Annotated in this window: 13 protein-coding genes; 8 read left to right on the top strand and 5 right to left on the bottom strand. The window is 45.0% G+C overall.

Annotation, left to right across the window (positions count from 1 at the left end):
• Nucleotides 1-8: 8 nt before the first annotated feature.
• Both AC1DP6_RS08750 and AC1DP6_RS08745 read right to left on the bottom strand, forming a co-directional pair.
• The gene (locus AC1DP6_RS08750) at nt 9-2,861 is read right to left on the bottom strand and encodes a PKD domain-containing protein (protein ID WP_477054492.1); all 2,853 of its coding nucleotides are present in this window, start codon (nt 2,859-2,861) and stop codon (nt 9-11) included.
• Nucleotides 2,862-3,020: 159 nt separating this feature from the next.
• A complete protein-coding gene (locus AC1DP6_RS08745; RefSeq protein WP_477054491.1) occupies nt 3,021-7,895 on the bottom strand; it encodes a PKD domain-containing protein in 4,875 nt (1,624 codons plus the stop codon).
• 128 nt (nt 7,896-8,023) lie between these two features.
• Between AC1DP6_RS08745 and AC1DP6_RS08740 the strand changes: the two genes are divergently transcribed.
• Together AC1DP6_RS08740 and AC1DP6_RS08735 are read left to right on the top strand one after the other, a co-directional pair.
• Nucleotides 8,024-8,623: a methyltransferase gene (locus tag AC1DP6_RS08740; protein ID WP_477054490.1), complete on the top strand. Its 600-nt coding sequence runs from the start codon at nt 8,024-8,026 to the stop codon at nt 8,621-8,623.
• Nucleotides 8,605-9,297, top strand: a complete 693-nt coding sequence (locus AC1DP6_RS08735; protein WP_477054489.1) for a rhodanese-like domain-containing protein — start codon at nt 8,605-8,607, stop codon at nt 9,295-9,297. The genes AC1DP6_RS08740 and AC1DP6_RS08735 overlap by 19 nt, the downstream gene beginning before the upstream one ends.
• A gap of 75 nt (nt 9,298-9,372) precedes the next feature.
• Here AC1DP6_RS08735 and AC1DP6_RS08730 read toward each other — a convergent pair whose 3' ends face one another.
• Nucleotides 9,373-10,884 carry a carboxypeptidase M32 gene (locus AC1DP6_RS08730; RefSeq protein WP_477054488.1) on the bottom strand — a complete coding sequence of 504 codons (1,512 nt, stop codon included), beginning with the start codon at nt 10,882-10,884 and terminating at the stop codon, nt 9,373-9,375.
• A 60-nt stretch (nt 10,885-10,944) separates the two neighbouring features.
• Between AC1DP6_RS08730 and AC1DP6_RS08725 the strand changes: the two genes are divergently transcribed.
• The 5 genes from AC1DP6_RS08725 to AC1DP6_RS08705 all read left to right on the top strand — a co-directional run bounded on the left by AC1DP6_RS08725 (nt 10,945) and on the right by AC1DP6_RS08705 (nt 17,291).
• Nucleotides 10,945-12,039: a Nif3-like dinuclear metal center hexameric protein gene (locus AC1DP6_RS08725; protein ID WP_477054487.1), complete on the top strand. Its 1,095-nt coding sequence runs from the start codon at nt 10,945-10,947 to the stop codon at nt 12,037-12,039.
• Nucleotides 12,040-12,042: 3 nt separating this feature from the next.
• Nucleotides 12,043-12,795 carry a zinc ribbon domain-containing protein gene (locus tag AC1DP6_RS08720; protein ID WP_079469314.1) on the top strand — a complete coding sequence of 251 codons (753 nt, stop codon included), beginning with the start codon at nt 12,043-12,045 and terminating at the stop codon, nt 12,793-12,795.
• A 282-nt stretch (nt 12,796-13,077) separates the two neighbouring features.
• Entirely contained in the window at nt 13,078-14,565 is a 1,488-nt protein-coding gene (locus tag AC1DP6_RS08715) for a tetratricopeptide repeat protein (RefSeq protein ID WP_477054486.1), read from the top strand.
• A gap of 32 nt (nt 14,566-14,597) precedes the next feature.
• Nucleotides 14,598-16,256, top strand: a complete 1,659-nt coding sequence (recN, locus tag AC1DP6_RS08710) for a DNA repair protein RecN (protein WP_477054485.1) — start codon at nt 14,598-14,600, stop codon at nt 16,254-16,256.
• 222 nt (nt 16,257-16,478) lie between these two features.
• Entirely contained in the window at nt 16,479-17,291 is an 813-nt protein-coding gene (locus AC1DP6_RS08705) for an enoyl-ACP reductase FabI (RefSeq protein WP_133806347.1), read from the top strand.
• 202 nt (nt 17,292-17,493) lie between these two features.
• Here the strand turns inward: AC1DP6_RS08705 and AC1DP6_RS08700 are convergent, their stop codons facing one another.
• Nucleotides 17,494-17,715 carry a DUF2795 domain-containing protein gene (locus AC1DP6_RS08700; RefSeq protein WP_012794455.1) on the bottom strand — a complete coding sequence of 74 codons (222 nt, stop codon included), beginning with the start codon at nt 17,713-17,715 and terminating at the stop codon, nt 17,494-17,496.
• A gap of 100 nt (nt 17,716-17,815) precedes the next feature.
• Here AC1DP6_RS08700 and AC1DP6_RS08695 point away from each other — a divergent pair, with 100 nt between their 5' ends.
• Nucleotides 17,816-18,466, top strand: coding sequence for an ABC transporter ATP-binding protein (locus AC1DP6_RS08695; protein WP_477022980.1), 651 nt, complete (start codon nt 17,816-17,818; stop codon nt 18,464-18,466).
• Nucleotides 18,467-18,478: 12 nt separating this feature from the next.
• Here AC1DP6_RS08695 and AC1DP6_RS08690 read toward each other — a convergent pair whose 3' ends face one another.
• Entirely contained in the window at nt 18,479-19,381 is a 903-nt protein-coding gene (locus AC1DP6_RS08690) for a histone deacetylase family protein (protein WP_477054484.1), read from the bottom strand.
• Nucleotides 19,382-19,387 lie beyond the last annotated feature (6 nt).

The raw sequence follows: 19,387 nt of genomic DNA, 5'->3' as shown, positions 1-19,387 counted from the left end.
TTAAATAATTATCTTAGTAATGTTACATTGCCTTTCAGCTGGAAAAATTCGTTGGTATCGCAATATGCTTCGATGAAATAAATATATACATCGGAGGCCTGTGGTTTACCATTGAAGGAACCGTTCCATCCTGCGCTGATATCGTCTATATTGATTCGTTCCCGATGGAATACTTCCTGTCCCCAACGATTGAAAATGCGGAAGGATTTAATAAAGTTGATACCTTTTCCACGCGGATAGAAAATATCATTCTGCCCATCGCCATTAGGACTGAAGGTATTGGGTATAAACACCACATCTGTATTGCAGATCAAGTCCACATTCATCACATCTGTTTTCCTGCAACCATACTGGTTAGTGCCGGTAATGCTGTAAGATATGGGCTTGCGTATGGCAGCGGTTACGTAAGGAGAAGTGGTATTATCCAGGTAATCTTCCGGACTCCATTTCCAGCTTATTACATCTGCACTTCCGCTGGCCATCAGCTTTACCACATCGCCTACCATTACCGTCTGATCTTTGCCTGCACTGACCTCAGGTACCGGTTTCACCGCTATTTTAACAGAAAGCGGTGCGCTCATCGGACACAGCGCATCGTTTGTTCCGGTTACCTGGTAGGTAATGTCCGTAGACGGCGTTGCAAAAGGATCAGCAATGGTATTATTGGTTAAGCCGGTCACCGGTGTCCAGTTATAGATGGTAGCCCCTGTAGCTTTTATTTGTATGGAAGAACCATAACAAACGAGGGTATCCCTGCTCACGGTGAGATTGACTTTTGGAACAACTGCCACATCGGTGGAATCAAATACCGTACATCCGTACACGTTAGATGCCTGTACGAGGTAGCGGGTATTGATTACCGGAGTAGCCACGGGATCGGTACAGAAAACGCAGCTCAGTGTATTGGCGGAAAGCCATTGTACGGTGCCATCAGACAATGCGTTGAGGTCAACACTATTACCTTCACATATTTTAGGTTGTTTGGCAGATGCTTTCACAAAAGGAGTAGGATGAATAGTGATGGTTTTACTCACCGAGTCCATACAGTTGCGGGCATCTGTTACGACCAGTTTAATCGCCTGTCCGCCGGAAGCAGTATATTTTGTGCCGGGAGGTGTTTGCGAAGTAGATTTCTGTCCATTCCCCAGGTCCCAGGTCCAGTTGGTGATGGGGATATTAGGAGAGGTAATGGTGTTGTTAATAAAAGATACCGGTTGACCTGCGCAGGTAGCGGGACCTGTTGTAAAATCTGCTAGTGGCGCCAGTATATTAATATCGTTTGGCTTTGTGACAATGTCATCGCAATACGCGGCATCCTTATAATGAATCGTTAGCTGATTACTATAGGCACCTTTTGTTGCCCACGTTTTTACGTACGTTTGGTTGGTGGTGGTATATACTTCTCCATCTCCAAACTGCCAGGTATAGCTGGATACCAATCCCAGTGGTACATTTAGCACTTCATAGGTGGCTTTGCTGCCACGACAGATAGAACTGACACCGGCGGTGAAATCGGCCCTGAAATAATAGATGCTCCGGAAGCTGCTATGGCGGCAGTTATTGCCGTTCTCTCCGATAGTAAGACGAACGGTATAATTGCCTGGAGTAGTATAATTATGTATTGCATCTTTGGTATTCAGCAAAGGAGTATTATCTCCGAAGTCCCACTCATAAGTAGTGTTAGCATTAATGCCGATAGAGTTATTGGTAAAGATGAATTTGCTTTTGTCGGTGCAGTCGCGTACCACATTGAATTGTGATACCGGGCCGGTTACCACTACCTGGGCAGGAGCTGCGGCGGTGAAACAGCCATTGCTGCCAGCTTTCATTTTAACGGTCAGTGTGCCGTTGGCATTGAATGAATGCCTGATGTCATTATTGCTGCCTTCATCTGTGGTACCATCACCAAAATCCCAGCTATAGGTATCTGCGTAGTTAGCGTTGGCCAGCAGTCTTACCGGGTCTCCCACGCAGGTACTGGTGGGCGACACGCTGAAGCTTACATTGGTGGGCGGATTGCCGGTATGTACGTATTTATCGAATGATTTGGTGATCACACATTGATTTTGCGTAGTGACGGTAACGCCTATATTATAAGTGCCGGTTTGTGTAAAAATGTGATTTATGTTGCCGTTAGTAGTTGTTTGTGTATTTCCGTCTCCGAAGTTCCACGTCCATGAAGTAACCGGATCATTGACACTATTGGCGGAGGTGGCGGCAAAGGCAGCCGTATAAGGCACACAGCCCGACAGTGGTGTAGAAAGTGTGATATCAGGCAGGGAGATATCGATATAGGCTGGCTTTTTTAATGTGGCCGTACAGCCGTTGCTGTTAGTAACGGAAAGTGTGACATCAAATTTACCGGCGCGGGTATAATTATGTGATATATAGGCATTGCTGGTGGTAATAACTGTGCCATCACCAAAATCCCAGGTGCGGCTGGTAGCATCCAGCGTGGCGTCAGTAAAATTAGCACTGAATACTTTACAGCTTTTGGTAACATCCGCAGAAAAAGATACCTGAGGAGTACTGCCAATTACCATTGTCCGGAAATAAGTGCTGGTAGTTACGCCTCCGATTACCTGGTATTTCGCTTCCAGGGTAATTTTTATGGGCCCGCCTGTGGTGTAAGTCACCTGTGGATCAACATCATGTGATGTTCTGCCATCGCCAAAATCCCAGTTATAGGCAAGGGGAGTGCCGGTGCTGGTATTTTTTATAGTAATAGTAACGGGTGTACACCCGTTGCCCGGTGCAGCTGTATAGGTAAAGTCCGCTTTCTGCGCCAATAAGTTGTTTGCCTGCAATAGAGATATCAGGAGCAGCAATGTACATAAACACTTTGCCTGTAGGTATTTCATAGGGTACACAGGTTTTCCATTAACTGAATAGCTCCACAAATTAACAAAAATTACATATATAAATTTTTTGATTTTCAATTTTTTTGATATTAGAGGTGTTTTATGCTGTTTCAGAGGCATAAAACACCTTTCAGGTACCGGAAAACGTGAAATCTGTTGTTATCTGATAAGGGTAACATTGCCTTTCAACAAATTCACTGCGCCCTTATCGCAGACTATTTCTACGTAATAAACAAATACATCAGGATTCAGTATGACTCCTTTATACCGGCCATCCCAACCTTTGGTAGGGTCATTTGAATTAACACCGGTACGCTCAAACACCACTTGTCCCCAACGATTAAATATCCTGAAAACGCGGATGGTCTGCATTCCCTGTCCACGCACATAAAAAACATCATTCTGGCCATCTCCGTTAGGGGAGAAGCTATTGGGAATGAAGATGCTACCTTCATCACATACCAGTTTCAATGCAATATCATCTGTGCTCACACAACCAAACTGATTCGTCACCTTTACATGATAGGTAATATCATCTGTAGGGGTAGCAGTAGGCGCCAGGCAATCGTAGCAACTGAGTCCCTTTATCGGCGTCCATTCTATTTTAATAATGTCTTCGCTCCCTTTTACCGGCAACGGTATCACGGAACCGGTAGCGGTTACGATATCAGGGCCTGCATTTATTACCGGGGCGTCACGTACATATATTCTGGCGAGTGCGGTATCCGTGAAACAAGTGCTGTTATTATATCCTACTACCTGGTAAGTAATATTGCCGTCCGGTGTAGCTACCGGATCCGGGATATCTGACCGGTTCAGTCCCCGCGCTGGAATCCACTGGTAGCGCAGTGCTCCACCGGCATTCATTTTCACGCTTTCGCCCGCGCATATTTCCTGGTCCTGGGCATAAATACGAAAAGGTTGCGTCACCTTCACTGGTATTTCTCCCTGATTCGTACAACCATATTCGTTAGTAGCTGTAATGTGATACACGGTATCTATATCTGGTTTTACCTGTGGAGAAACATTGGTGGCATCCGAAATATTATAGTTCGTCCATTTTACCTGAACGTTGGCAGTGGTATTAGCCTGTAGTTGAAGTACCGCTCCACGGCAGATCTCTGCACTGCCTGGTGAAGGATTCAGGATCGGTGAAGGGTTTACTACCATACTGGCGTTGGTGGTGGCTGGACAGGAACCATCGCTGTTGGTGATTGTTAACACCACCGGCACCGTACCCGTACTGTTCAACGTGATTTCAGGAGGCACCTGCTGATTAAATGTTTTGTCGGTACCTACCTGCCATAGCCATTTTGTACCCGGTATGTTTTTAGTATCACTGCCGGACAATTGTATTTTACCAGATACGCATAATGGTAAAATAGGTGCTATCACTGCTACCGGCTGCGGAGGAATAACTACCGGCAGTGTTTTTTCATCTGTACATCCGTAGGCGCTTGTTACTACCAGTTTAACATTCGTTGTTCCCGGTTGTGGATAGGTGAATTTTCCGTCTGTAGTGCTGGCGGTATTATCAGGATTGCCAGGTACCCCGAAATTCCATGCATTAGCGAAATCAAGTGCCAGCGAGTCTTTCGTGAGTGTTTTACTTTTATTGGTAAATGTCACCAGTCCGCCGCCGCAGGCCTGGAAGTCATTTGTTGTAAAATCAGCCGTTGCTTTATCTACAATGATTTTATCATTTCCTTCTGCTTTCACCACGCATCCCTGGTTATCCAGCAGTGACACGCGCGGATAATAAATACCAGGTTTTACATAAGTATGTGGTGGAGATACTGCGGTGGTAGAAGTCAATACTGTACCATCATCAAAGTCCCACATATAACTGTCTGTTTTAACAGAGGTGGCACTGATGCTGATACCTAACGGCACGCAACCTTGTGTGGGAGTGGCTTTCATGGTACCATCAGGTCCTTTGATGGTGATAGGAAGCGTAGCAGTACTGGAGCAACCGCCTTCTGAATACACGGTCAGCGTTACGTTGTATGTTCTGGCGCGTGCGTAAATATGTACGTCGGGATTGTTTTTGGTAGAAGTACCATTATCCCCAAAGCCCCAGGCGGCATTTTTATAATCTGTGGAGGTATTGGTAAATAATACTTTTACCGGTGGACATAAATCCAGGTCATCAGGAATGGTGAATGATGCTTTGGGATCAGGTACCGTGATCACATTTGTTTTAGTGATTTCATCTGTACAGCCGGCTGTAGTGGTTACTTTTAATACCACGTTGTACTTACCTGGTGCGCTGTATATTTTTACCGGTTTGTTTCCGGTACCAGTAGTGTTATCTCCAAAATCCCAGGCATACGTTTGTACGTTGCCCTGTGACTGATCTACGAAAGTAAATGATTTGTCCAGGCAGGCGATGTTGGATGGTACCATGAAATCGGCTTTTACCCGGTCAAACTGGATTACTTTCTGCACTTTTGATATGCAGCTGAATTTATCTGTTACCGTTAATGAAACCGTATAATCGTTGGCGTTAGTATAGGTATGTTTAATACCCACCGGTTGTGTGGGATAGCTTTCTTTATTGCTGCCATCACCAAAATCCCATTCCCAGTTGAGTATCTGGTTGCCGGTGTTGGTAGTTGATTTATCGGTGAATGTAAAAATTTCGTCCTTGCATCTTTTGCCGGTGTAGTCAAAATCAGGATCACTGCCATTTACATCTATGGATGCAACAGGCGCATCTTTTGTGCAACCATTCTTATCTGTAATGGTTAGTTTAATGGTGAAGGTGCCGGTTTTATTGTACTGATGAGAAATACCTTTGGTCGGATCAAAATTAAATGCCGGAACGGCTTGTATCGGACTGCCATCTCCCCAATCCCATTTATATTCATTGATGTTATCGTTATTCAGTGGCCCAAGGCTGATATTTATTTTTTCAGTTTTACAGATTCTTTGTTTGTCAGGTGTAATGACAGGTTTCTCATCTATAATATTAACAGATAAGGAATAGGTACTGGTACAGATGCCATTATCGATGGTGAGTTTTACCTGTTTGATACCTGTGGTCTGGTATCGGAAGTCAGGGTTTTGATCCGTGGAAGTAGCACCGTTTTCGCCAAATTCCCACAGCCATGTTTTCACCGGTGTAGGAATAGGGCCAAAGGTGGAGTTATCCGTAAACTTACGATGATAGGGGTCAATACAATCCGGTGTGGTAGCAAAACGGGCTATTGGTGGAATGATCTGGATATAATTTCTTTTAATTAATTGCACCCGGCAGCCGTTATTGTTTACTTCCAGGATAACATCATGACTACCAATTTCATTGAACTGATGATTTGGATTTTCCTGTGTACTGGTACTGTTATCCTGTACAAATGTCCAGATCCAGGAAGTACCGCGGGGGACAGACAGATTAGTAAACTGCACAGGATCTTTCGCACAGGATTTCAATGGTGTGGCGCTGAAATCAACTACTGGCTTGGCCCCTGCTGTTATGATTGTTTGACCGGTTGCGATACAGCCGCCTGCAGTTGTTACCTTTAAGTTGACGAAGAAGATACCTTCTTTAGTAAAAATATGTGTAGGTTTTGCCGCGGTAGAAGTACTACCATCGCCGAAATCCCATTCATAACTGACAATAGGATCTGGTATATTTACTTCTGCATAAAAATCTACAGACAAAGGAATACAGCCTTCTGCTACACTGCGATAAATGGAAAGATCTGGTTTTATGATTTTAATATAATTCGGTTTGTTGACTGTTTTACTGCACCCCCATGTGTTAGTAGCGGTCAGACTGATGGAATAAATTCCTTCTTTGGTATAGGTGTGTGAAGGGTTCTCTGTGTTAGCGGTAGTACCATCACCGAAGGTCCAGCTCCACGCGGTGGCATTGGAAGACTGTGCATTGAATTGTGTGGTAAAGGGGGTATTACAGGCACTTACCGGTGTGGCAACCGGGTCTATATCCGGTGCAGGATTTACGTGAATGGTTTGTTGTACTTCTTCCATACAGCTTCCCAATGTGGCCTGCATCTTTACAATGTAATCACCTGGTGTTGTAAATTGTTTTACCGCATCAGCGGTTGTTTGGGTGGTACCATCCGGAAATGCCCAGGTTACCTGATCTGGTGTTGGCTGGGTGGTATTTTTAAAAGTAATATTCTGCCCTGCGCAAAGCGCTGAAAAAGTGAACGCTGGTTTTACTTTAGCGATAACGATATAGTCTGTTTTGGTGAGTGGAGCAGCACAGTTGCCGCTGGTGGTAGCAGTTAGTTTTACTGTATACTTTCCTTCTTTCGTATAGGTGTGTTGGTTACTTGTTCCAGTGGTACCGTCACCATAATCCCAGGTGTAGGTGACCGGATCCGGAGAGTTATTAACGGTGTTATTAAAAAAGTTTACGGTAAAAGGAGTGGTACAGCTTTGTGTTCTGTCGGCTGTAAATACCGGAGCAGGAGCGCTTTGTACCTTTACAGATACGGGCCCGCCGGTGCTGGAACATCCCATGCTGTTGGTAACAGCACTGATGACATTATAGGTTCCGGCTTGTGTATAGGTATGAGGAACATTTACTCCTACAGCGCCGCCGCCATCGCCGAAATCCCATGTAATGTCTGCAATGGTGCCATCGCCGGGAGTTGACTGATCCTGAAAGGTAGCCATGTATGGTGCGCATCCGTTAATACTGCTGGTCGTAAATTTGGCGGTCGGCTTGTTATACACCTGTATATCAAGCTGTTTGACGATTATATTTGCAGGTCCATAAGTAGCTGTCATTTTTACGTGGTAAATACCGGGGTTCTGGAATGTTTTTGAAGGGGTAAGATCGTTGGTAACATTCGCACCTAATCCAAAATCCCATTCAATGCTCTGATAGCCGGCATCCAGCGTGGCGGTGAAGTTAACCAGGAACGGTGGGCATGCTGCCAGTTTATCCGCTTTAATGGATACTGATTGCGCATGGGCAGAAAAAGCCACGGCCATTACAGGCAGCAGACTACAAAAAAAATGTCTTACGACAATCCGTAAATAATAGAGTAGGCTTTTCATGGCATAGGTTGGCGTTAAGGCCGGTCATAGGTATATTCAAAGTATAAAAATAACAATAATGTTTGTAAAAGCGATGGTTTTATGTATGTGGCTGAATGGCCGTAACTTAGCATAAAAGAATTCAGGATATGGATAGTCAGTACTGGAATAACAGGTATATTAACGGAGATACCAGTTGGGATATGGGAGCTGTATCGCCTCCGTTGAAAGCGTATATTGACCAGGTGCATAACCGGGATGTTCGTATACTCATTCCCGGTGGAGGGAACAGTTATGAAGCCGCCTACCTGGTGGGGCAGGCTTTCAGTGATGTTACCATACTGGATATTGCGCCGGTACTGGTAGAACAACTGCAAAAATCGTTTGCCCGTACCCGTGTGAAGATATTGGAAGAAGATTTTTTTGAACATACCGGTAGTTATGATCTCATTTTGGAGCAGACATTTTTCTGCGCCATACTGCCTTCACGCAGAGCAGATTATGTGAAACATATGCATTCGCTGTTAAAACCTGGTGGTCATCTTGCAGGCGTATTATTTAACAGAAGCTTTACACAGGAAGGCCCGCCTTTTGGTGGTTCTGAAGCAGAATACCGGGAATTGTTTGCACCGTATTTTGATTTCAAAACCTTATATCCCTGCTACAATTCACATCCGGCCAGACAGGGCTGTGAGTTGTTTATTAACTTTATACCGAAACTGAAAAAATTATGCGCAGATTCTTATTAGTAGCCATGGTATTGCTGGCAGGAAGTTCACTGAGAGCACAGCAGCAACAATCTGAAAATGCAGCTGCATTTGATAAGGATATTCAACAACCTGGTATCCAGGTATTTGATGTACGTACTGCCGGTGAATTTAACACCGGGCATTTACCAAATGCCTTACAGGCAGATTATACAAAGAAAGCGGAATTCAAAGACAGGGTGCAATACCTTGACAAGAAAAAACCGGTATACATTTATTGTTTGAGTGGTGGCCGTAGTAGTGCTGCTGCCAAATGGATGCGAGAAAACGGATTTGACCAGGTAGTAGAACTGGAAGGTGGTATTAATGCCTGGAAGCAGGCGGGCAAACCTTTAGAAGGTGTGGCAGATAAACAGCCGCAGCTCACAATTGCAGACTATAATAAATCGGTACTTGCAAAAGGATGGGTGCTGACAGATGTAGGTGCCGCGTGGTGCCCACCCTGTAAGCAGATGGAGCCGGTKCTGGAAAAATTCTTCCAGAAACATAAGCAGGTAAAAAAAGTATTTGTAGATGGTGGTAAAGACCAGGATGTTATGAAAGCGATTAACGCCAGTAGCTTACCGACTTTTATTTTCTATAAAGATGGAAAAGAAGTGGGGAGAAAGGAAGGGGTAATAACATTGGAAGAACTTGAGAGAGCTTTTAGCAGTTAGCTTTTAGCTTTTAGTAAATGCAGCGGAGGATATCGCTGCATTTACTAAAAGCTAAAAGCTAACTGCTAAAAGCTATTAAAAGCTATATATCCCGCCGTATTTCTTCTTTGCATATTCCAGGAAATCCCCGAATACCAATTGTTTCCCCGTTACTTTTTCGCACAATTCATTAGAGGTGTAAAATCTGCCGAAAGGATGGATGTTATGACGGAGCCATTCCAGCAATGGTTGGTAATCACCGGTGGCGATGCTGTTACCTAATCCGGGTACCTGTTTTTGTGCCGCAGTAAAGAACTGTGCAGCATAGAAACTACCGAGAGAGTAGGTGGGGAAGTAGCCGAAGCTGCCGTGCGACCAGTGAATATCCTGTAATACACCTTGTACATCATCCGGTACATCTACGTGCAGGTATTGACGATAGTATTCATTCCAGGTATGTTTCAGGTCTTTTACATCAATGCTGCCGTCTATCAATCCCTTTTCAATTTCGTAGCGGATCATGATATGGAAATGATAAGTCAGTTCATCTGCTTCCGTGCGGATAAGGGAGGGCTGTACTTTATTGATGGCTTTATAGAAATCATCCAGTGATACCTGGCCCAGGTTTTCCGGGAAAAGTTGTTGCAGGCGGGGATAATGATGTTGCCAGAAAATCAGGCTGCGGCCCACATTATTTTCCCAGAGGCGTGACTGTGATTCGTGAATGCCTAAGCTGGTGGCTTCGCCACAAGGTAGTCCATATTGTTCTGTTGGAAGTCCCTGTTCGTAGAGTGCATGTCCGCCTTCATGGATGCAGCTCCAGGTCATGTTCCCGAAATCATTTTCATCGATACGGGTGGTTACCCTTACGTCCTGTGGATTAAAGCTGGTAGTAAACGGGTGTTCAGAAATATCCTGACGTCCGGCCTGCATATCATAGCCCATGTTTTCCAGGAGGGAGATCCCGAATTTCCATTGTGCGTCACGGTTAAAATGGAGATGAAGGAAATCTTTGTTAACAGTGGGTTGTTGTTCTATTTGCGTGAGCAGCGGAGAAAGGGCTGTCTTCACTTCATTGAAGATAGTATCCAGCATTTGGGTGTTGGCGCCTTTCTCATATTCATTCAGCAGGGCATTGTAGGGGTGGCCTTCATAACCCAGGATATCGGCTTCCTGTTTTTTCAGGGCGATCATCCTGGAGAGGGCCGGGGCAAAGATGCTGTAGTCGTTGGCTTTGCGAGCTTTTATCCAGGCATGATAACTTTCATTGGTGACGGTAGACATTTCCGCAACGAAAGCGGCTGGGTATTTTTTATTTTTTTCAAAATCTTCTGTAGAGAGCAGTATATTTTTCTGTGCTACCGCATCGGTAGTAGTGTTGCCTTTGAGGGCCTGCAATACCGCATCCAGTTCCGGGGCAGTGAATAATTCGTGGGCAATGGAGCTGAGGGTTGTGATTTGCTGACCTCGGAATCCGGCTCCTTTTTCAGGGAGATAAGTTTCCTGATCCCAGCCCAATACTGCCAGGGCATTTCTTACGTCTGCAATTTTTTGCATTTTTATTTTGTAATCCGCATATAGTTCTGCTGTAGATTTGCTTCCGGGCATAAAACTTATTTTTTTGCAAATTTAGTTGATGCCGGGAATGAACCATTAATTTTTGCAGATATGAAAATAAAAGAGATCATACAGGTGATTGAGCAGTTTGCTCCTTTGCAGTACCAGGAGAGTTATGATAATGCGGGGCTAATTTTTGGGCAAGCCGACCGGGAGGTAACGAATGTGCTGTTGACCCTGGATGCAACGGAGGCGGTGATAGACGAAGCGATAGCGCGTGGTTGTAACCTGGTGATTGCCCACCATCCGATTGTTTTTGGGGGGCTGAAGAAGATTAATGGGAATAATTATGTGGAACGGGTGGCTATTAAGGCCATTAAAAATGATATAGCGGTGTATGCAGCGCATACCAACCTGGATAATGTGCGGAATGGGGTATGTGCGCAGATGGCGGCTATGTTGGGACTGGAGGAGTGCCGGGTGTTGCAGCCCAAGCGGGGATTACTGAAAAAGTTATACACATTTGTGCCTGAGGCAGATGTTGAGAAGGTAAGGGGGGCCCTGTTTGCCGCAGGTGCCGGGAATATTGGCAACTATAGTGAGTGTAGCTTTAACGGGGCTGGTCAGGGAACCTTCAAAGGAATGGAATGGACGAATCCATATGTGGGGACGCCCGGAAAAAGACATTTTGAGGCAGAAATAAAGTTGGAAGTAATTTTTCCGGTATATTTGGAAGGTAAAATTTTGCAGGCGTTGCAGAGCAGCCATCCTTATGAAGAGGTGGCATATGACATTGTGAGTCTGGATAATGCTTATCAGCAGGTGGGTTCGGGATTGGCAGGTATTTTACCGGAAGCCATGGAAGAAATGCAATTTTTACAATATGTGAAGCAGCAGTTCCAGACAGGTTGTGTGAAGTATACCCCTTTGCGGGGTCGGTCCGTTAAAAAGGTGGCGTTGTGTGGAGGGGCAGGGAGTTTCCTGTTAAAGCAGGCGATAGCGGCCGGAGCGGATGCTTACATATCATCAGATTTTAAATACCATGAATTTTTTGATGCTGATAATCAATTAATTATAGCAGATATTGGACATTTTGAGAGCGAGCAGTTTACAGTAGAATTATTTTATCATATATTGACTGAAAAATTCCGTAATTTTGCGCCTCTTAAATCTACGATTAAAACAAACCCGGTAAATTATTTATAATACATGGCAACCGTAAAAGAATACTCCGTTGAAGAAAAATTAGCGTCTGTACTCAGATTACAGAAGATTGATTCCAAGCTGGATGGAATCCAGGTGCTGAAAGGGGAGTTGCCGATGGAGGTAAAAGACCTGGAAGACGAGATCGAAGGATTGAACACCCGCCAGTCTCATATTGAGAATGAGATGAAAGGTATACAGGACTTCGTTGCCAGCAAGAAAAACGCTATCAAAGAGGCTGAAGCGCTGATCAAGAAGTACGAGAAGCAGCAGGATAATGTGAAGAATAACCGTGAGTTTGAAGCCATCACCAAAGAAATGGAGATGCAGGCGCTGGAAATCAAGCTGGCTGAAAAGCATATCAAGGATGCCAATGAAGAGATTAAAGAGAAGAGCCGTGTCCTGGAAGTAGCTAAGAAAGCAGTAGCTGATAAAGAAGCGAACCTGAAGCATAAGAAAGGTGAACTGGAGAAGATCATTGGCGAAACAGATAAAGAAGAGAAAGCTTTCCGTAAAGAAAGTGAAGATGCTAAAACCAAGGTAGATCCACGTTTACTGCAGGCTTACGAGAAAATCCGTAAGAACTACCGTAATGGTCTGGCTGTGGTAACAGTAGAGCGTGATTCCTGTGGTGGTTGCTTCAATGCAATTCCTCCTCAGCGTCAGGCAGAAATCCGTCAGCACAAAAAGATTATCGTTTGTGAGCATTGCGGCCGTATCCTGGTAGACAACGACCTGGAAGCAACTGTAACTATCTAATCAGGCGAAAGTCAGTATAAGAAATTAAAAGGGCATCTTAGGATGCCCTTTTTTCGTGTAGGCATAGGCGTAAAAAAATATACTAATTTATTTAGTTTTGTTTTACTAATTATATTAGCTTTGTGTCCGGTGCCGTTACGCAGGTACCTTGCGTAGTAGTTCTTTTATTTTATGGCAGGGAATTGGATGGGGCAATGCAACTTAAAAAAATGTGAATTGTTATTTGGGATTTGGAAGATGATATGTGAGATTTGGCCTTTAATTTCTGGAAYTTTTCCCCGTATGCGTATTATTTTTTCGTTGTTGCTTTTGTTGAGTGTAGGGTTGAACGTTAGTGCCAGGCAGAAAGTATTTGATTTTAATACCCGTTGTGAGCAGGCATATGATGCGATTATGCAATTGCGCCTTACTACGGGAAAGGCTTTACTGGAAGCAGAGAAAAGAGAGCATCCGGATAACCTGGCGCCTTATTTTCTGGATAACTATGCAGATTTTTTCCCGCTCTTCTTTAATGAAGATCCGGCAGAATATTCGAGGAAAAGGAGTCTGCGTTCCTTCCGGCTGAATAAGATGACAGAAGGATCCGAAGACTCTCCTTATTATCTGTATACGCAGGCGGCTATCAAATTCCAGTGGGCGCTGATCAAGATAAAGTTTGATGAAAAGTGGGATGCCACCTGGGAAATCCGGAAAGCATATATGATGCTGAAAGACAATCAGCAGCGTTTTCCCGACTTTGTACCCAACAACCTTTTACTGGGGGCTATGCAAACAGTATTTGGCACCATCCCCGAAGGTTATAAGTGGATTACCAATATTCTCGGTCTTAAAGGGAGTATGAAGGACGGGATGGCCAATGTGAATAAGTTCATTGAGAGCAATGCACCGGAAGCAAAAATGTTCAGGGAAGAATCCTATTACTATTATTGCTACCTGATGTTGTTTATTGTGAATAAACCGGAAGAAACGTGGGAATTCCTGCAACGTAAGCAGCTGGACACCAAAAATAATTACCTGTTTGCGCTGATGGTGGCTAACTTATCGCTCAATAATCAGAAAGCAGCAGTAGGTTTAAAGGTGCTGGAAGATCGGAATGACACCGCAGAGTATGCGGATATTCAATATTATAATTATGTAATGGGGTTACTAAAACTAACAAAGCTCGACCCCGATGCGCATATTTACCTGGAACGGTTTGTTAATAACTTCAAAGGCAAGTTTTATGTGAAGGAATGTTTGCAGCGACTGAGCTGGTACTATTACCTGGAAGGGAATCAGGCTGCGGCTGATAAGTACCGGGCCATGATTATGACGAAAGGTGGACTGGAAACGGATGCAGACAAACAGGCGCTAAAGGAAGCGAAAACGGGTAAGTGGCCCAATCCTTTTTTACTGCGGGTGCGGTTGCTGAGTGACGGCGGGTATTTCCCTAAGGCGCTGAGCATGCTGCAAACAAAAAAAGCGGCCGATTTCCCTGCAATGGAAGATAAACTGGAATATGCTTACCGTTTGGGACGTATTTTCGATGAAAGCGGACAGGACGACCAGGCAATTGCCATGTACGATGTAACGGTGAGAGTGGGCAGCAACAGGCCGGAATATTATGCCGCCAGGGCTTCCCTCCAAATGGGTTACATTTACGAAAAGAGAAACGAAAAAGCCAAAGCTCTGGAATGTTATCAGCGTTGTCTGGGCATGAAAGGGCATGATTATAAGAATTCCCTTGACCAGCGTGCCAAAGCAGGCATTCAGCGGGTAAATGGAACCTAAGCTTTCAACATCATAAAGGAATTTCCTTACTTATGTTACAGCGATTAACCATCAAGAATTACGCAATTATCGATCACCTGGAAGTTGACTTTTCAGGGAACCTGAATGTGATTACCGGAGAAACCGGTGCAGGTAAATCCATATTATTAGGCGCTATTTCCCTGATCCTGGGAGAAAGGGCCGACCCAGGGGTATTGTTCGATAAAACAGGTAAGTGCATTATTGAGGGATTTTTTAAAGTAAAGAAATCCCAGGTAGCTGCCTTTTTTCAGCAGCATGAACTCGACCTGGAAGACCAACTGATCATCCGGAGAGAAGTAAGTGCTACCGGTAAATCAAGGGCTTTTGTAAATGATACGCCTGTAAACAACTCCCAGCTAACAGAATTAAGCGGCTACCTGGTAGACCTGCACCAGCAGTTCGATACCCTGGCACTGGGCAACGCAGATTTTCAGCGGGAGGTAATTGATGCATTGGTGAATAAGCCCACCGCATTACAGCAGTACCACCAGGTATATGTTCAGTATGTGCAGGTGCAGAAAAAATACAAACTGCTATTTGATAACCGCGACAGTGCCAACAAGGAACTGGACTATAACCGCTTCCTGCTGGACGAGTTATCTGATGCGGGTTTCAGCCCAAATGAAATAGAAGACCTGGAAATTGAACTGCAAACCCTGAGCCATGCGGAAGAAATAAAGAACACGCTGAACCGTGTTTACTTCCAGCTGAAAGAAGATGAGCAGCCTATTTTACAGCAATTAAAACAATTACAGTCCTCCCTGCAGGGACTGGCAGCTTTTCATAAGGCGATGCCGGCTGTATCTGAGCGTTTATTATCTACCTACCTCGAACTGCAGGATATTGCAGGAGAAGTAGAGAGCATTAATGACCAGGTGCAATATGATGCACAGCGGATAGAAGTAGTAAATGAGCGGATGGCACTGGGTTATCGCCTGTTCAAAAAGCATGGGGTACATACTACCGATGAACTGTTGGCCATCAAAGATGCRCTGGCGGTGAAAGTAGAGGATGTACTGAACCTGGATGAACAACTGGCGGCCCTGGAGCTGGAACAAACACGTCTGAAAGAAGGCCTGCAGCAAAGTGCTGCTGTGATTACTGCACAAAGACAGGAACAGTCAACCCCTTTCGAAAAGCATGTGAATACTTTGCTGGCACAGGTAGGCATGCCGAATGCCCGGTTGAAAGTAGATATTCTTACCGGAGAACTGAATCCTTACGGACAGGATACCATTGAATTTTTATTTGACGCCAATAAGAGCAATCAGTTTGCTCCGGTAGGTAAAGTAGCTTCCGGAGGTGAACTGAGTCGTTTGATGCTTTGTATCAAATCCCTGGTAGCACAATCTGTTGCGCTACCTACCCTGATCTTTGATGAAATAGATACGGGTATTTCGGGTGAAGCAGCCCGTCAGGTGGGTGTGATCCTGAAAGACCTGGCCAAATCCCATCAGATCATCTGTATTACACATCAGCCGCAAATAGCTGGTAAAGCAGATGCTCATTACTTCGTATATAAAGACGCCAAAGCTGATAAAGTAACGACCAGCGTACGTTTGCTGTCGGAAGATGAACGGGTGAATAAGATTGCGCAGATGCTGAGTGGGGAGAAGCCAACGGCGGCTGCCATGGAGAATGCCCGGGAAATGCTGGAGGGAGCTGTTTGAGAAGCTTTTAGCTATTAGCATTTAGCTGTAAGCTTGTATAGTATAGGATTCCCTTGTAAATCGAAATTTTATCAGCGAGGAGATGCGTACAGATATTCAGCTGTTAGCCTTCAGTGATAAGCCATTCGTCTGTGATAAACAGGCTAAAAGCTCATCGCTGACAGCTAACAGCTTTTTTTTTCAACTATAACGACTATTTTTGCCGAAATTAATTTTGACCAAATGGCTCATAACTTATTAAAAGGGAAGAAAGGTATCATCTTCGGCGCACTGGACGAAAAGTCTATTGCATGGAGAACTGCACTGCGTTGTGTGGAAGAAGGCGCTGAAATTGTGCTTACCAACGCCCCTATTGCCCTGCGTATGGGTGAGATCAACAAACTGGCGGAAACCTGTAAAGCACCTGTAATTCCGGCAGATGTAACCAATATGGATGATCTGGCCAACCTGTTCAACAAATCCATGGAGCACTTTGGTGGTAAGATCGACTTCGTTCTTCACTCTGTGGCAATGGGTATGAATATTCGTAAAGGCAGAAGCTATACTGATCTGGATTACGATTTTAATCACAAAACATTTGATATCTCTGCGATGTCACTGCACCGCGTACTGCAAACAGCTTACAAACTGGATGCGTTGAACGAATGGGCATCTGTAATTGCATTGTCTTATATCGCGTCACAGCGGGTATTCCCTGACTACGGCGAAATGGCGGATGCTAAAGCCCTGTTGGAATCAATTGCGCGCAGCTTTGGTTACCACTATGGTACCGCCAAAAAAGTACGTGTTAATACTATCTCCCAGTCTCCTGTTAAAACAACTGCAGGTGGTGGTGTAAAAGGTTTCGATGGCTTCATGACTTATGCAGACGCTATGAGTCCGCTGGGTAATGCCACTTCAGACGAATGTGCTAACTACGCAGTAGCCATGTTCTCTGACCTTACCAAGATGGTGACCATGCAGAACCTGTTCCATGATGGTGGTTTCTCCTTCACAGGGGTATCCAAACCAGTTATTGACCAGATGGAGAAATAAGCTCAAAGCTAAAGGCATAAAGCAAAAAGCTATTGAAGCAAGTGATCTGAGCGGACATTACACGCTTTAATTATTTGCTTCAATAGCTTTTTGCTTTATGCTTTTAGCCTTTCGCGCTATAAAAAAAGCCGCGTCCTTCTCAGGAGCGGCTTAAATGTTATTGGTCGTAGCAGGAACGGGAGCGTGCGGTCAGCGACGCTGGCTAATATTCATCTTCATTAAAGAAGAAGTCGTCTTGCGACGGATAATCAGACCAGATATCTTCAATCCCCTCATAAATTTCTCCCTCATCCTCCAGCTCCTGAAGGTTCTCGATTACTTCGATCGGTGCACCGGAACGAATGGCGTAGTCGATAAGTTCGTCTTTAGTAGCTGGCCATGGAGCGTCCTCCAGGTATGAAGCTAATTCTAATGTCCAGTACATCTTATTAAAATTTTTACTTTTTAATTTTTCGCAAAAGTATTATTTAATTTGAAATAAACAACTTTTACTATTTTATCGGTTAATTACTTTTCTTTGGGTTATGCTAACCGCCCGCAATGTTACCAAAAATTATTCCAATTTACCCATATTGAAAGGGGTAGACATTACTGTCAGTAAGGGAGAGATTGTGACCATCGTAGGATCCTCTGGTGCCGGCAAGAGTACCTTGCTGCATATCCTGGGGACACTGGATACGCCCACTGCTGGCGAAGTATGGCTTAATAATGTCAATCTGACGGGTTTAAAGGGGAATGCCCTGGCCGATTTCAGAAACCGTCATATTGGCTTTATTTTTCAATTTCATCATCTGTTGCCTGAATTCACTGCACTCGAAAATGTTTGCATACCCGGTTATATTGCCGGCACCCGGAAGGCAGCTGTCAGAGAGAAAGCACTCTTTCTGCTGGAAACCCTGGGGCTGAAAGACCGGCTCGAACATAAACCCAATGCCCTCTCCGGCGGAGAGCAACAGCGGGTGGCCGTGGCACGTGCCCTTATCAACGATCCGGATGTGGTCATGGCAGACGAACCAACGGGTAACCTCGATTCCCGTAATGCCCGTGAACTGCATAACCTGTTCCTCGAACTCCGGGACAAACTACAGCAAACCTTTATTATCGTTACCCACAACGAAGAACTGGCGCCTATGAGCGACCGGCAGCTGGTGATGCGGGATGGGAAGATTATATAAGTCAGGCGGGACTCAATAACCGTAAATACTGATCCCTGCCTTAAACGTATTACAATGTGCATTCACGATATCGCGGATGTGCGTGGAGTAACCGCCTCCCATTGCCACTGCACAGGGGATATGGTGCTTTTTGAGCTCACGGAAAACCATTTCGTCCCGCTCCTGGCAGCCTTGTTGGGTTACTTTCAGTTTCCCGAATTTATCGGTGGACAGGATATCTACTCCTGACAGGTAAAAAACAATATCAGGTTTCACCCGGTTAATCAGCACCGGCAAGGCATCTTCCAGCAATTGGAGGTAAGTAGCTGTATCCATGCCATCAGCCAGGGGAATGTCCCAGTCTGATACTTCTTTATGGAAAGGATAGTTATGTGCCCCGTGCATGCTGAACGTGTATACATGGGCGTTATTGGCAAACAGGGCGGCAGTACCGTTGCCCTGGTGTACATCCAGGTCTATAATGAGCGCCTGTTTGATACGCTGATGATGCAGCAGGTAGTTGGCTGCTACTGCAAAGTCGTTCAACAGGCAAAATCCTTCTCCATGATCCGCAAAGGCATGATGTGTGCCGCCGGCCACATTGAAGCCGATGCCATGCTCCAGTGCATGCAGCGCGGCATCTATGGTACCCTGTGCAATCACCATCTCCCTTAGCGTGAGCGCCGGGGATTGTGGAAAACCAATTTTTCGCTGTTCCCGGGGAGAAAGGGTCTGATCTGTGAGTTGCTGCCAGTATGCTGTGGTATGTGTTAAGAGAATGGTGTCCGGAGTGGCCGGCGCCGGCATAAACAACTGCCCGGGAGTGATAACGCCTTCCCGCAATAGCTGGGCTGGTATCAGTTCGTATTTGAGCATGGGGAAGCGGTGATCTTCCGGCAAAGGATGCGTGTATATGTTGTGATAAGCAATCTTCATAAACTA

Source organism: Chitinophaga sp. 01L420, from assembly GCF_056399985.1.
This window is presented reverse-complemented; position numbering and strand designations above follow the sequence as displayed.